The sequence below is a fragment of the Cohnella phaseoli genome, assembly GCF_003386235.1.
GTDB lineage: Bacteria > Bacillota > Bacilli > Paenibacillales > Paenibacillaceae > Cohnella > Cohnella phaseoli.
The window spans coordinates 184610-199206 of sequence record NZ_QRDZ01000016.1 but is presented as its reverse complement, the minus strand read 5'-3'; the positions used below and the strand labels follow the sequence as shown (position 1 = coordinate 199206).

The following is a 14597-nucleotide window of genomic DNA, read 5'->3' as shown; positions in this document are numbered from 1 at the left end:
GACCCCTGGAAGAACACCAGGTTGATAGGCTCGGGGTGGAAGCGCAGCAATGTGTGGAGCTGACGAGTACTAATCGGTCGAGGGCTTATCCTAACATCGTGCGATGCAAATCGCTACGAACAGGGTTTTGGCCTACAAAGCAAGACACTTCACCTTCTTCTAAGCGCGAGTTTGGTTCGTATCCGGTTTTCAAGGAACAAGTGCATCAGGCACCTCAAATCGGAGGTGTCTTTTTTGCGCTCCAAAACTCCTTCCCAAGCTGCACCACCGTATGCAGAAAGCCCCTGATCTCCCATAAACTCAGATGCAGTCCGTTCCCACCGAATGCAAACAATACCGATACTCTAACTATCGGGGAGGTGTCGGGAATGGCTGCTCACCCGCCCATTCATAAATTTGGTATTTTCCTTCTGTCGGTATGGATCGCGACTATAAGCTCGGGCTGTTCGAATGGAGCTTCGGATTCGGCAGCGACCCGCGATCTGCACAGGCTGGAGCATGGTCTTAGGCAAGCATCGGATCGGCCGATCAACGATTTGAAGCTCAAGCGCAAGCCAGACGCCGATTCAATCAACGTTAAGATTCCCGCCCCGAAAGCTCAATCCCAGAAGCAGGCCCTTAGCTCGGTCAAGCCTCCCAGCTCGATTAGGGCGATCTATGTAACCTCATATGTCGCCAGCGGAAGCAGAATGAATCAACTGATCGACCTCGTCAACCGCACCGAGCTGAATGCAATGGTATTGGACGTCAACAGCGGAATTGCCCTTACGGCACCGGGTCGTTCTAACGCCAAGGACGGTTCGATCAGGCCGATTCCCTCCGAGAGAAAGGCGGCCAAGCACTACAGGGAAGTCATCGGCAAACTTAAGAAGCAGAATATTTACCTCATCGCCAGAATCGTAACCTTCAAAAATCCGGAGCTCGCTAAGGCGGTCCCGGCCTGGGCCATTAAAAGGAAGAGCGGCGCAACCTGGACGGACAGAAGCGGAACGCCATGGGTGAATCCCTATAAGCAGGCGAGCTGGGAATATCCGATTGCGTTGGCGAAATATGCTGCGGAGTTAGGGTTTGACGAGGTCCAATTCGATTATGTACGTTTTCCCGAAAACGAATCCAAGGTGGATCGAGAGGTCGACTATGCCAATACGCGCAAATGGACTAAGGAGCAAGCCATCGCCGCTTTTCTTCGCCAAGCGAAAGCCGCACTTCGCCCTACTGGAATTGCAGTTGCGGCTGACGTGTTCGGAATGGTCGGTTCATCGGAAGACGATATCGGCATTGGTCAGAAATGGAACGCGATCGCGCCTGAGGTAGACGTTATATCGCCTATGGTGTATCCTTCGCATTACTCGGAAGGAATGTGGGCCATCGCTTATCCGGATTTGACCCCAGGACCGATTGTAAAAAGGGCGCTTAAGGATGCCTCCAATCATAATCGGCAGTTAAAGGATAAAGGTATAGCGGCAGCACAAATCCGTCCATGGCTTCAAAGCTTTACCGCCACTTGGATTCATCCTCATCAACAATACGGAGCGGCGCAAATTCGCGAGCAAATCGAAGCTGCCCGCAAAGCAGGTATCCATTCTTATATGTTGTGGAACTCTTCTTGCAAATATCCCCAATTCAAGTCGTAACGCGGTAGTGCGGCAAGGCGGAAAAGTATTGATTTGGTGCGGTTTTCCACGTTTCGAATGTGCTTGACAGCCCATGATGCCTCTGCTAAGATTGACGATAATCAATCGGAGACAATAGCCGGAGAAGCAACCGGCAATAGGGGGAAACCTGCTGTGTGGCAAAATAAGTTCACCAAAGAAGGCCTTACATTCGACGACGTACTGCTCGTTCCACGGAAGTCATCTATCCTACCGAGGGATGTGGACGTATCGACGGTGCTGAGTCCTTCGGTGAAGCTGAATATTCCGCTGATCAGCGCGGGAATGGATACGGTCACGGAATCGGCATTGGCAATCGCGATCGCCCGCGAGGGCGGCATTGGCATTATTCATAAGAATATGTCCGTTACCCAGCAAGCGGAAGAGGTCGACAGGGTTAAACGTTCCGAGAGCGGAGTTATTACAAATCCTTTCTCCTTGACTCCGGATCATCATGTTTACGACGCTGAGGAACTTATGGGCAAATACCGGATTTCCGGGGTGCCGATCGTCAACGGAGAAGGCAAGCTGGTAGGCATTTTGACCAACCGAGACTTGCGCTTTGTTCATGATTACTCGATCAAGATCAGTGAGGTCATGACTCACGAGGAACTGGTGACGGCGCCGGTAGGCACTACGCTGCAGCAGGCGGAAGGCATTCTCCAGCGGCATAAGATCGAGAAGCTTCCTCTTGTAGACGAGACGAACACGCTTAAAGGGCTTATTACAATTAAAGATATCGAGAAAGCTATTCAATTTCCGAATGCGGCGAAAGACCAGCACGGACGGCTGCTCGTCGGAGCTGCGGTCGGCGTATCCAAAGATACGTTCGAGCGTGCCGAGGCTCTGGTGCACGCCGGGGTCGATGCGCTTGTCGTCGATTCGGCGCATGGACATCATATCGACATCGTATCGATGGTTCGCAAGCTGCGGGAGAAGTATCCCGACCTCACGCTTATCGCCGGCAACGTTGCAACGGGAGAAGCGACTCGCGATCTAATCGAGGCGGGTGCATCCGTCGTTAAGGTAGGCATCGGACCGGGATCGATCTGTACGACTCGCATCATTGCTGGAATCGGGGTTCCTCAGATAACGGCCGTGTACGATTGCGCATCTGTTGCGCGCGAGTACAACGTTCCGATTATCGCTGATGGAGGAATCAAGTACTCCGGCGAGATTACGAAGGCTATCGCTGCGGGCGCCAGCTGCGTTATGCTTGGTAGCTTGTTCGCGGGAACTGAAGAAAGCCCGGGCGAATCCGAAATCTATCAAGGTCGTCGCTATAAATCTTATCGCGGCATGGGTTCGATCGGCGCGATGAAGGAAGGCAGTAAGGACCGTTACTTCCAGGAGAACGAGAGCAAGCTTGTTCCCGAAGGTATTGAGGGACGGGTTGCCTACAAAGGGCCTCTTAAAGATATCATTCATCAACTGCTCGGCGGACTGCGTTCGGGTATGGGCTATTGCGGTACGGGAACGATCGAAGAGCTGAAGAATGATACGCAGTTCGTTCGGATCACGGGCGCCGGGTTGCGCGAGAGCCATCCGCACGATGTCCAGATTACGAAAGAAGCGCCTAACTATTCCATGTAACCCCCAGCGGGAGATAGAGAGAATATGGAAGCCGAAGGGACAGGAATTATCCGACCTTCGGCTTTTTCCTTTGATGCGCCTATGTTACAATAGGAAAGGTATTTTATTATCGAAAAAGGGGAGAATGCGTTGAATCGCCATCATCAATTGTCGTTGCCGCTCATCTTTCCGTTGAAGCGGTTCGTCGCCGCTGCCGTACTTGTTAGTTTTCTGTCCTTGTTCGGCCTTTCCTCGTTTGCCTCCGCGGCCGCGGAAGAGCTTCCTGCTCCTCCCCAGTTGGAAGCCCCATCTGCGATTTTGATGGACGCGGGAACCGGACAGGTGTTGTACCAGCTCAATGCGGACGAGGCCAGACCTCCTGCGAGCATGGCGAAAATGATGTCGGAATATTTGGTGTCGATGGCCGTTAAGCAAGGGAAGCTGAACTGGGACGATAAAGTTACCATCGGCGAAAATGCGGCCAAACAAATCGGCAGCCGTATTCTTCTGGCGCAAGGGGATCAACATACGATAAGAGATCTGTATATTGCGCTGGCTGTCTATTCCGCTAACGATGCAACGGTTCAGCTTGCGGAAGAAGTGGCGGGCTCCGAAGAAGAATTCGCCAAGCTGATGAATCAGACCGCGGTCGAACTGGGCATGACAAATTCACACTTCATTAATTCAACAGGCCTTGACCGGGCCGATATGCCGGAGAAATATCAGCCGACCTCTATCGATGGCGAGACGACGATGTCCGCCAGAGATGCCGCTATTCTCGGTTATCGAATCGTGAAGGACGATCCGGAATTTCTGGAGACGTCCAAGCTCCAGGAACACAAATTCAGGGAACGCGACAAAACCCCGATGAAAAACTGGAACTGGATGCTGGGTACGAACAAAGATAATCCGACGCTCCGCAAATTCGCTTACGAAGGCGTCGATGGCCTGAAGACAGGGCATACCAGCAGAGCGGGGCAGAACTTTACAGGAACTGCGCTCCGCAACGGTACGCGTCTGATCGCGGTTGTCATGGGCGTAGGGGGCAAAACTGAAGATGGCAAGCGCTTCTTGGAGACGGCGAAGCTGTTCGATTACGGCTTTAAGAGCTTTGAGAAGAAAACAATTGTAGAAGCGAAAGCTTCCGTGCCTGAATATGAGACGCTGAAGGTCAAGAAAGGGAAAGCGACAAGCGTGCCGGTCGTTACGGCAACGGATCTTACCGTTCTAGTTCCGAAGGGCGCTGTCGTTGAGCCTGTCGTGCAGGAAGTCAAGCCTGTCGAAGACCCGCTTGTTGCGCCGATCGCGCAAGGCGACAAAGTCGGTACGGTTACTTATAAGTACAAGGATCCATCCACGCAAGAAGAGAAGACGATAACGATCGACCTGATCGCATCGGAAGAAGTGAGTAAGGGAAGCTGGTGGAGACTGCTGCTCCGAGCGATCGGCAACTTCTTCTCCAGCCTGTTCCAAGGAATTGTAGATCTTTTCTAAATTCCGACTCGAATGGTTGTCTATTACTGCTTCTTCATGTAAAATTTATGTTTAGAATCTTCGGGAGGCATGAATCATGGAAACAGGTACATCGAGAGTCAAACGCGGCATGGCCGAGATGCAAAAAGGCGGCGTCATCATGGACGTTATGAGCGCCGAGCAAGCTAAAATCGCCGAGGCGGCTGGCGCAACTGCAGTCATGGCTTTGGAGCGTGTCCCGTCCGACATTCGCGCGGCAGGCGGAGTTGCTCGTATGGCAAATCCGGAGCTTGTAGAGCAAGTCATGAAGGTTGTCAGCATACCGGTTATGGCCAAGGCCAGAATCGGGCATTATGTTGAAGCGAAAGTATTGGAGTCGCTGGGCGTGGATTACATCGACGAGAGCGAAGTGCTGACTCCGGCCGACGAAGTGTTCCATATCGACAAGTCGCTGTTCACTGTTCCGTTCGTATGCGGAGCGAAAGATCTCGGAGAGGCGCTTCGCCGGATTCAAGAAGGCGCATCGATGCTCCGTACGAAGGGCGAGCCGGGAACGGGCAACATCGTCGAAGCCGTTCGCCACATGCGTATCATTACCGGCCAAATTCGCAGAATCCAGAACCTGTCCAAGGACGAGTTGTATCATGAAGCCAAGGTGCTGGGCGTAAACTACGATTTGCTGGTGAACGTTCACGAATCCGGTCGTTTGCCGGTCGTTAACTTCGCTGCCGGCGGCGTAGCGACTCCTTCCGATGCGGCCTTGATGATGCATCTGGGCGCAGACGGCGTATTCGTCGGATCCGGTATTTTCAAATCCGAGAGCCCGGAGAAATTCGCACGCGCAATCGTCGAAGCGACGACGCACTATGAAGATTACGCCTTGATCGCCCGCGTGTCCAAAGATCTGGGCGAGGCGATGAGAGGGATCGAGATTTCCAAGCTTCCCGCATCCGAACGGATGCAGGACCGCGGACTGTAAGATCGACTCATCGAGCGGCTTCCTTACGGCTCAGCAGCAGCTGGGTCGAAGGAGGCCGCTTTAAGATTATATCCACATTAGCACGGAAGAAGGATAAGCGATGAACATCGGAGTACTGGCGTTGCAAGGAGCGGTGGCGGAGCACATTCGCAGCATTGAGCTGGCCGGAGGCCAAGGCGTCGCCGTCAAACGGGTAGATCAGCTGGCCGAGATCGACGGCCTGATCATTCCCGGAGGAGAGAGCACGACAATCGGCAAGCTGATGCGGAAATACGATTTTATCGAGGCTATCCGGGATTATGCAGCGCAAGGGAAGCCCGTATTCGGAACCTGTGCCGGCATGATCGTGCTTGCTGAACGCTTGGATGGCGGCGAGGAGCCGCACCTGCGGCTAATGGATATGACGGTCGCCCGCAACGCCTTCGGTCGCCAGCGTGAGAGCTTCGAAACGGATCTGGATGTAAAAGGGATCGATACTCCTCTGAGAGCAGTCTTTATCCGTGCGCCGCTTATCAAAGAAGTCGGCGAGAAGGTTGAAGTGTTGTCGGAATATCAGGGCGAAATCGTCACCGCTAGGCAAGGTAACCTGCTGGCCGCATCATACCATCCCGAGCTAACCGATGATTATAGACTCCATGAACTATTCATTCGCATGGCCCAGGAAAGGGGACAATAACCGATGTTGGACGTCAAGTTACTTCGCAACGATTACGAGAAAGTGGCGCAGGCACTCCGCAATCGCAACGCTTCTCAGGAGCTGATCGCGGATTTCCCGAAGCTGGACGTGAGCCGCCGGGAAAAGCTGACAGAGAGCGAGCAGCTCAAAAATCGGCGCAACGTCGTATCGCAAGAAGTGGCGAAGCTGAAAAAAAACCGCGAGAACGCAGATGACCTGATCGCCGAAATGCGGACAGTCAGCGACCGAATTAAGCTGCTGGACGATGAGGTGCGCGAAATCGAAGCGGAAATGGACAAGCTTCTGCTGGCTATCCCGAACGTTCCTCATGAGAGTGTGCCGGTTGGCGCATCCGAAGAAGATAACGTTGAGCTTCGCCGAGTAGGAGAGCCTATGTCCTTTGATTTTGACGCCAAGCCGCACTGGGAACTCGGCACGGAGCTTGGCATTCTCGATTTCGAGGCGGCTGCCAAGGTGACAGGCTCGCGATTCGTTTTCTACAAAGGCTTAGGGGCGCGCTTGGAACGGGCTTTGATCAACCTCATGATGGATCTTCATGCGGACAAGCATGGTTATGAAGAGATTTTGCCTCCATATATCGTAAACAGGGATAGCCTGATTGGAACTTCGCAACTTCCGAAATTCGCGGAGGATCTGTTTAAGATCGAGGATACCGATTATTTCTTGATTCCGACAGCTGAGGTTCCGGTGACGAATTTCCATCGCGAAGAGATTTTGTCGGTGGACGATCTGCCGAAAGCGTTCGTCGCTTTCAGCGGTTGCTTCCGTTCCGAAGCGGGCGCTTCGGGTCGCGATACGCGCGGGCTGATTCGCCAGCACCAATTCAACAAGGTAGAGCTCGTTCAGTTGGTAGCGGCGGACAAGTCGTACGAGGTGCTTGAACAGTTGACCGGCCACGCGGAGAAGGTGCTGCAATTGCTTGAGCTGCCGTATCGCGTACTTACGCTGTGTACGGGAGATATGGGCTTCGCCTCTGCGAAGACATACGATCTGGAAGTATGGCTGCCTAGCGCGGGCACATACAGAGAGATTTCGTCCTGCACGAACTTTGAAGATTTCCAGGCGCGCAGAGCGGGTATTCGCTATCGCCCGGAAGCCGGAGCTAAGCCGGAATTCGTGCATACGCTAAACGGTTCGGGTCTTGCGCTCGGACGGACGGTTGCAGCGATTATTGAGAATTACCAGCAGGCCGATGGTACGATTAAAGTGCCTGAGGCGTTGAAGCCATACATGGGCGGTCTGGAGACGATAGCGCCTCGCAAGGCTTGATGGCAGGCACACTCTGCACTCTGTCGAAGCAGAAGAAGTCATTGCGATTAGGGGAAAGTGGTGATGAGGCATGATCGTAGGCAATCTGAGGCAGGCTGCTAAGGACGGAAGCGGATTGCACCCTGTACTGGATGAAGCGATCCGCGTGTTGGAGACAACGGATTTCTCAAATCTGTCGCTTGGTAAGCACGAGCTTAAGGGCAATCGTATGTTTATGAACGTCCAAGAATACGACACAAAGGACGTATCGGAGATGATGTACGAAAAGCATGCCGCACACATCGACGTACAATATGTCATTTCCGGAGACGAGACGATTCATTGGGCCGCCTCGGACGATGGCCGATTGCCGGATGACGACCGTCTGGAGTCGGACGATTTTGCGCTCTACCAGGGACTTCAGCCTACGGGTTCGGTCCATATGACCGAGGGAACTTACTTGATCCTGTTTCCCGGCGAACTGCACCAGCCGTGCGTATCCCCGAACCCGGGAAGGCCGGTACACAAAGTTGTGATTAAAATTAGGGCGGATTTGCTGGACTAACAAGAGTCGGCAATTCCGTTTACGCCACGCAGGGCTTGATGCGCCCCAAGCAGGTGTGATATGATGATTTGGCAGTGTCGACCGAACCTTCGGGGGAAGCGTCTGCCAATCAATCTTGGAGAGATACCGAAGCGGTCATAACGGGGCGGTCTTGAAAACCGTTAGGGTGCAAGCCCACGTGGGTTCGAATCCCACTCTCTCCGCCATAAGCAAAAAACAGCCCGATTCCTGAGAAGGAGTCGGTTTTTTGCGTCAAGGCGGAAGTGGGATTCGAACGGGCCGTAAAGCGGACATGCCAAAAGGCATGTTCGTAGGCCCCGGCGTGATAGTCGCGAATGACGTGGCCGGACGAAAAGTACGGCCGCGGAAGCGACGGAGCGAATCCCACTCTCTCCGCCATAAGCAAAAAACAGCCCGATTCCTGAGAAGGAATCGGTTTTTTGCGTCATGTCGGAAGTGGGATTCGAACGGGCCGTAAAGCGAACATGCCAAAAGGCATGTTCGTAGGCCCCGGCGTGATAGTCGCGAATGACGTGGACGGACGAAAAGTACGGCCGCGGAAGCGACGGAGCGAATCCCACTCTCTCCGCCATAAGCAAAAAACAGCCCGGTTCCTGAGAAGGAATCGGTTTTTTGCGTCAAGGCGGAAGTGGGATTCGAACGGGCCGTAAAGCGAACATGCCAAAAGGCATGTTCGCAGGCCCCGGCGTGATAGTCGCGAATGACGTGGCCGGACGAAAAGTACGGCCACGGAAGCGACGGAGCGAATCCCACTCTCTCCGCCATAAGCAAAAAACAGCCCGGTTCCTGAGAAGGAATCGGTTTTTTGCGTCAAGGCGGAAGTGGGATTCGAACGGGCCGTAAAGCGGACATGCCAAAAGGCATGTTCGTAGGCCCCGGCGTGATAGTCGCGAATGACGTGGCCGGACGAAAAGTACGGCCGCGGAAGCGACGGAGCGAATCCCACTCTCTCCGCCATAAGCAAAAAACAGTCCGATTCCTGAGAAGGAATCGGTTTTTTGCGTCAAGGCGGAAGTGGGATTCGAACGGGCCGTAAAGCGAACATGCCAAAAGGTTCCGTTCTGAAAGCAATAGGCGGAACAATTTAAAGCGGAAGTCCCGCGTTAATTTCGCCGAGGGGCTCGATTTCGTGAATTTAGAGCGGAAATCCCGCTTTAATTTTTATAAAAATGGAAAATTAGGAAAATAGAGCGGAACATCCGCTTTAAATACCTCAAAAAGGGTGCGGATGCGAAATTAAAGCGGAAAATCCTCTTTAATATCTTCAAGGCGTGCGAATCGAAGTGGGAAGCCGCCTACAGTTTGTTTTGGATACATTCATTACATCTTTACGAAAGGATAAGCCCCCTTTTACGACGCTTCGGAAAGTTATCAACTTCAAGAACAGGCAGACTGCTCGTTTTTTCTTAATATGGCGCAGTGGGAGGAGGCGTTTTTATTTTTTCCCGAAGTTTCGAATAAGAAACCGCTAAGGAGCCAACCTAATGGAAGTGGAGGTGTTCATGATGTCAAGCAACGATGAACTGTCCGTACCGCAAGAGGATTTGGTTGAAGCTTGGAAAAAGACGCTCCCCGAGCGACTGGCCCCGGGAGACACGGCCGAAATTTACTCGGACGGAGCCGATCCCCGTACCTTCCATGTTCATATTAAGACCGCGGGACGGCAGATGATGGAGTTTGATTTTGCGGTTCAATACGTCGACAGCCGGGAAATCGACATTCAACTCAAGGATGTGGAGAAGGACGGTCAGACGGTTGACGAACGTCCGGAGCAGATTCAAGAGCTGATCGGAGACTATCGCAGACACCTGCACGAGACCGCGCAAGCGCTGCATCATTTTACCCATGCGTAGAAAGGGCGAGGAAGATGGCGGACAAAAATTTGAGCAACGTGGTGAATGAACTGGAGAATAGCCCGGTCAATTCTCATCAGGCACAACAGAATCAGCAGAAGAAAAATGATCGAAGACACCAAGATGCGCTCAATCACGATAAATCGAGCGATTTGGAGCATCTGTAACGAGAAGAGGAGGCTTCAACGCCATGAGCAAACCGAAGTCGCAATCCGTACCTCAGCCCGATGAGGATCATAGCGCCCGGAATTCCGTCGTGGACCATCAGCCCAATAAACCTCTATCCGGCTCGAAGAAAGTCAAAAACCGCAATCACACTCGACATAATAACGCGGAAGGCTAATCGGGCCTCCCATGTACCGCAAGTCCCGGCACAACGCCGGGATTTTTTATTTTTGTATACAAAAGAGAAGCCGTATCGCGGATTTCTATTGCTCTGTCAGGTTTACCCCTAGTATATGGATTGGTATAATAGACTCATGAAGTCCGAAGGAGGAACTTGTTATATGTCCGATGCAGCAACATCTTTGGAAGCGCCAACCTCTGTGAATAAGGCAAAACCGATTCAACATCACAAGCAAACCCCTCTGGAAATTGTCCGGCGTACTGTCTTAATCATAGTCGGAGCGATTCTGGTAGGCATAGCTTTGGAAATCTTCCTCGTTAACAACTCGATCATTGACGGCGGCATCACGGGCATCTCCATTATGTCCTCCTACTTAAGCCACATCCCGATCGGAGTTTTCCTCTTTATCCTCAACCTTCCTTTTCTCATTCTCGGTTATCGAACGATAGGCAAAACCTTTGCATTGTCTACCCTTCTCGGAGTAGGGGTATTATCCATATCTACGGCTTTGTTGCATCCCGTTTCTCCTTTCACCGACGATATTTTGCTAGCGGCTGTGTTCGGAGGAATCTTCCTCGGAGCGGGAACAGGGATTGTCATCCGGGCAGGGGGATCGCTGGACGGTACCGAAATCATAGCCATTCTGCTCAACCGCAAATCTCCTTTTTCCGTAGGGCAAGTCGTTATGTTCATCAATCTCTTCATCCTTAGCAGTGCGGGCTTCGTCTATAGTTGGGATCGGGCGATGTTCTCCATGATTGCTTATTATATTGCGTTTAAGGTGATTGATCTTACGATCGAAGGCTTCGATGAGTCGAAATCCTGCTGGATTATTAGCGATCAGCATAAGGAGATCGGGGACGCCATCACTGCCCGTCTTGGGCGCGGAGTTACTTATCTGCATGGCGAGGGAGGCTACACAGGCGACTCGAAAAAGGTAATATTCTGCGTAATCAACCGTCTGGAGGAAGCGAAGCTGAAGACGATCGTCGGGGAGATGGATCCTTCCGCGTTCCTGGCGGTGGGCAACATTCACGATGTGAAGGGCGGAAGGTTCAAGAAGAAAGACATTCATTAACAGCGCTTGTGAATCCTTCGTAGTTTTAACAAAAATTTAGGGTTGAAAGTCTTTCCCCATGAACGGAAATAAGTTACAATGAACTTTGTGCGATTTTCTGAATCTTAGATGAATTGGAAGGGGTTTTTGTATTTTGTTCAAGCGTAAATTTGGATTTGCAATTGTTGCGCTGCTGATGACGGTTGCCCTGGTGCTCGGCGGATGTACTAAAGATAAATCTCCGAAAGACGCACTACAGGCTTCTATGTCCAAATCGGCGGATATTAAATCTTACAACTTCAAAGGCAGCATGGTCTTCGAAGATTTCAACTTCCCTGCGGAAGGCGATAGCGCAGCCGAGGCGGCAGCCGTGCTGAATCTGATGAAGAGCGCGGAGCTGTCCTGGACAGGTGCATACCGCGCCGATCCGATGATGATGGAATTGAATCTTCAACTGGCTCTAAAAGGCGATCTGGCGATCACCTTCAACGTTCCGGTCGTTATGACAGAGAAGAAAATTTGGGTTAAAATCCCGAACATTCCGATGCTGCCAATTCCGGAAACAGTTAAGGATAAGTTCGTCGAGCTTGACCTGGAAGAGCTTGCGAAAGAATCCGGCCAACCGCTGCCTAACATGGACGTGGCTAAGTCTCAGAAGTTCTCCAACGATGTCATGGGAATCTTGTTCAAGCACCTGGACGAAAAGACTTACCTGAAGTCGATTAAGGTGAAGGACGCAGCTCTTCCTTCCGACGTTAACGCATCTCAAGTCGTTCAATTCCACCTGGATCAATCCCAACTGGAAGGCTTCGTGAATGCCGTGGTCGAGAAGATCGCTCCGGAAATCTTCGAGCTTCTGTCGACGAATGCGGAATATCGCGATATGATGCAGCTGAAGCAGGAAGATCTTGACGAGATGAAGAAAGATCTTGAAGAAGTGAAAAGCGGAGAAGTATCCAAGACGATTGACGAAATCAAAAAAGAGCTGAAGAAGCTGGATATTACCGCGAACTTCGGAATAGATAAGAAGGACTATCCGATCTACACGGACGCTAAAATCAGCGCTGCGATTGAATCGGAAGATCTGACGGGCAGTGTAGCGATCAAAATCGTCTCCCAGACGACGGGCATTAACGAGGAGCCGAAGTTTGAAATCGGCGAACCGAAAGCCGAAGAAGTTGTGACCATGGAAGAAGTTCAAGCTGAAATGGGCGGCATGTTCGGCGGATTCGAAGAAGAATTTTAAGTTAGAGAAATAGAGAAAATGGGAGGCCTCTCGCCGATTATGGCGGGGGCCTCTTTTTGTCTATGATGAACCCGAAGAGAGTCCTATCTGTATTCCTCCATCAACTTTACGATTCAGGGCACCACAGGAGCTCTCAGCTAACAGTGAAATGCTTCTCAGTCAGCGCGTACTTTGATACAATGACCGTGTTGGCGGGAGGTTTCAGTCTGCTCTCGCCGTTGTCATTGCCGAGTGCCGGAAAGGCGTTGATGAATTGCACACAAGAAATGACAGTCATCTATTATATCGCCTTAAACGAATTCAACGGCTGCAAGGTCAAGCTTGTACGCGATTGGGGCGGGTGTTGACCGGCGGCCATTATCTGATTGCGGCGGTTCATATGGAAGGAACCATTATCTTGGGGGAGCGCTACTATCCCATTAATCGAGACGCTTTCTATTATTGTCCTCCCGGAACCAGCTTCAGTCTAACGCTTGTTCCCCACGAGGAGTCTCATTTATTTCTGATCGCTTTCGATGCGTTCCGTATTTCGTCCGACGGGCAGTCGGCTGAATATTCGGGCGGATCGGCGCATGAGGAGAATGGGCCGCTATTCCCGGATGAATCCCGTCTCGTCTCAAGCGAACGAGCTATCCAGCTTTGCCGCTCGCTTCTGGAGCTTCGGCAACGCGGAGCGACGTCCTCTCCTGTCCTGCTCATGCAATCTCGGATGCATGAGCTTCTTCATCTGATCGCAAGCGAAACTCGCAGTCGGGGAGAAGACTTGAGAGACCGGCTGGAGCGCAGCCGCGCCTACATGCGGTACGCTTTTTCTACAAAGCTGACGATCGATGCTTTGGCGCGCGACATGAATGTTAGTTCGAAATATTATATGGAGTTGTTCAGCAAGCATTACGGCATGAGCGCTATGCAATACCTTGGCGGAATCCGCCTGGAAGCGGCCAAGCGTCTGCTTGCGCGAGGCGGCGGCAAGCTGCGCGATATCGCTCATGCTTGCGGTTTCGGAGACGAGTTTTATTTCGGCCGGCGCTTCAAGCTGGAGACGGGCATGACGCCTGCCGCGTTCATGCGCAGCCGCGGGAAGAGCATCGCCGTATTGGACAGTGTCTTTCTCGGCATGCTGGCGCCTTTGCATTTTGTTCCCCATGCCGCGCCGTTGCATCCGGTCTGGAGAGCGCACTACGAAGAAATATTCGGCGACGATGTAGAGACCAGACTATCCATAGGTCGTAGAGCCGCTACCGTAGCGGAGAATGTCGAGACATTGTTGCGTGCCAACCGACCGTTTGATCTCATTCTTTGCTCCAAAATGCAGGAACGGCATCAAACGCAAAAGCTGGAGGAGCTCGGCCGTGTGCTGGTCTTCGATACAGACGAGAAACCTTGGCGCGAACTGTTTATGCAAGTAGCCGAGAGTATAGGGGCCTCTTCCGAGGCAGTCGGCTGGTTGAGCCGTTACGATCAGACCATCGCTATGGCGTTTGGTCGGCTAGCCAAATGCTGCACAGGACACCGCATCCTGTTTCTGCTTGTGGAAGGAGAGAAGGTCTTCATTCATTATGACCGTGCTCCGGCAGATATTCTATTTGAAGAGCTTGGACTGTTGCCGGCGACGGCGGTTCGACCGAATGCCCCCGAAGCGGTCAGCCCTGCCGAGTTGACGGCTATTAACCCCGATTATTTGTTCGTACTCGTCTATCAGGACGACGAGACGATCCGCACCTGGGACAATTTGCAAGCCGACGAGGACTGGCTGGAGCTCGCCGCTGTGCGCTGCGGCCGGATGCATTCCTTATCGCCTTTCCCATGGAGAGACGATTCTCCTCTGTCCCGCCTTCTCATCGTGGAAGAGGCTCTTAAGCTTTTAACCGAGGATTGTCCATAAGTT

13 protein-coding genes, 1 tRNA gene and 1 rRNA gene are annotated in these 14597 nt (G+C 52.3%); all 15 read left to right on the top strand.

Going from position 1 to position 14597, the window contains the following annotated elements; all coding sequences use genetic code 11:
• A 23S ribosomal RNA gene (locus tag DFP98_RS20395) occupies nucleotides 1-93 on the top strand; the annotation flags it as partial.
• Nucleotides 94-368: 275 nt separating this feature from the next.
• Nucleotides 369-1634: a putative glycoside hydrolase gene (locus tag DFP98_RS20390; protein WP_116062445.1), complete on the top strand. Its 1266-nt coding sequence runs from the start codon at nucleotides 369-371 to the stop codon at nucleotides 1632-1634.
• 153 nt (nucleotides 1635-1787) lie between these two features.
• Nucleotides 1788-3245, top strand: coding sequence for an IMP dehydrogenase (gene guaB / locus DFP98_RS20385; RefSeq protein ID WP_116062444.1), 1458 nt, complete (start codon nucleotides 1788-1790; stop codon nucleotides 3243-3245).
• Between the two features lie 129 nt (nucleotides 3246-3374).
• Nucleotides 3375-4718 carry a D-alanyl-D-alanine carboxypeptidase family protein gene (locus tag DFP98_RS20380; RefSeq protein ID WP_116062443.1) on the top strand — a complete coding sequence of 448 codons (1344 nt, stop codon included), beginning with the start codon at nucleotides 3375-3377 and terminating at the stop codon, nucleotides 4716-4718.
• Nucleotides 4719-4791: 73 nt separating this feature from the next.
• Nucleotides 4792-5676, top strand: a complete 885-nt coding sequence (gene pdxS / locus DFP98_RS20375; RefSeq protein WP_209076822.1) for a pyridoxal 5'-phosphate synthase lyase subunit PdxS — start codon at nucleotides 4792-4794, stop codon at nucleotides 5674-5676.
• A 100-nt stretch (nucleotides 5677-5776) separates the two neighbouring features.
• Nucleotides 5777-6352, top strand: a complete 576-nt coding sequence (gene pdxT, locus DFP98_RS20370) for a pyridoxal 5'-phosphate synthase glutaminase subunit PdxT (protein WP_116062441.1) — start codon at nucleotides 5777-5779, stop codon at nucleotides 6350-6352.
• Nucleotides 6353-6355: 3 nt separating this feature from the next.
• Nucleotides 6356-7642 carry a serine--tRNA ligase gene (gene serS, locus DFP98_RS20365; protein WP_116062440.1) on the top strand — a complete coding sequence of 429 codons (1287 nt, stop codon included), beginning with the start codon at nucleotides 6356-6358 and terminating at the stop codon, nucleotides 7640-7642.
• Nucleotides 7643-7712: 70 nt separating this feature from the next.
• A complete protein-coding gene (locus DFP98_RS20360) occupies nucleotides 7713-8186 on the top strand; it encodes a NanQ anomerase/TabA/YiaL family protein (protein WP_116062439.1) in 474 nt (157 codons plus the stop codon).
• Between the two features lie 117 nt (nucleotides 8187-8303).
• A tRNA-Ser gene (locus DFP98_RS20355) sits at nucleotides 8304-8392 on the top strand.
• 1299 nt (nucleotides 8393-9691) lie between these two features.
• Nucleotides 9692-10060, top strand: coding sequence for a baseplate J/gp47 family protein (locus DFP98_RS20350; RefSeq protein ID WP_371822814.1), 369 nt, complete (start codon nucleotides 9692-9694; stop codon nucleotides 10058-10060).
• Between the two features lie 14 nt (nucleotides 10061-10074).
• Nucleotides 10075-10227, top strand: a complete 153-nt coding sequence (locus tag DFP98_RS39170) for a hypothetical protein (RefSeq protein WP_181917815.1) — start codon at nucleotides 10075-10077, stop codon at nucleotides 10225-10227.
• Nucleotides 10228-10250: 23 nt separating this feature from the next.
• The gene (locus DFP98_RS20345) at nucleotides 10251-10403 is read left to right on the top strand and encodes a small acid-soluble spore protein P (RefSeq protein WP_116062438.1); all 153 of its coding nucleotides are present in this window, start codon (nucleotides 10251-10253) and stop codon (nucleotides 10401-10403) included.
• A gap of 163 nt (nucleotides 10404-10566) precedes the next feature.
• Nucleotides 10567-11484, top strand: a complete 918-nt coding sequence (locus tag DFP98_RS20340; protein WP_116062437.1) for a YitT family protein — start codon at nucleotides 10567-10569, stop codon at nucleotides 11482-11484.
• A 133-nt stretch (nucleotides 11485-11617) separates the two neighbouring features.
• The gene (locus tag DFP98_RS20335) at nucleotides 11618-12709 is read left to right on the top strand and encodes a hypothetical protein (RefSeq protein ID WP_116062436.1); all 1092 of its coding nucleotides are present in this window, start codon (nucleotides 11618-11620) and stop codon (nucleotides 12707-12709) included.
• A 253-nt stretch (nucleotides 12710-12962) separates the two neighbouring features.
• Nucleotides 12963-14594, top strand: a complete 1632-nt coding sequence (locus DFP98_RS20325; RefSeq protein ID WP_147310245.1) for a helix-turn-helix domain-containing protein — start codon at nucleotides 12963-12965, stop codon at nucleotides 14592-14594.
• The last annotated feature ends 3 nt before the right edge of the window (nucleotides 14595-14597 follow it).

Excerpts from the sequence above, each read along its gene's own strand:
- DFP98_RS20390 (WP_116062445.1), top strand. The coding sequence starts at position 369 with ATGGCTGCTCACCCGCCCATTCATAAATTTGGTATTTTCCTTCTGTCG.
- pdxT (WP_116062441.1), top strand. The coding sequence starts at position 5,777 with ATGAACATCGGAGTACTGGCGTTGCAAGGAGCGGTGGCGGAGCACATT.
- serS (WP_116062440.1), top strand. The coding sequence starts at position 6,356 with ATGTTGGACGTCAAGTTACTTCGCAACGATTACGAGAAAGTGGCGCAG.
- DFP98_RS20360 (WP_116062439.1), top strand. The coding sequence starts at position 7,713 with ATGATCGTAGGCAATCTGAGGCAGGCTGCTAAGGACGGAAGCGGATTG.
- DFP98_RS20350 (WP_371822814.1), top strand. The coding sequence starts at position 9,692 with ATGGAAGTGGAGGTGTTCATGATGTCAAGCAACGATGAACTGTCCGTA.
- DFP98_RS39170 (WP_181917815.1), top strand. The coding sequence starts at position 10,075 with ATGGCGGACAAAAATTTGAGCAACGTGGTGAATGAACTGGAGAATAGC.
- DFP98_RS20345 (WP_116062438.1), top strand. The coding sequence starts at position 10,251 with ATGAGCAAACCGAAGTCGCAATCCGTACCTCAGCCCGATGAGGATCAT.
- DFP98_RS20340 (WP_116062437.1), top strand. The coding sequence starts at position 10,567 with ATGTCCGATGCAGCAACATCTTTGGAAGCGCCAACCTCTGTGAATAAG.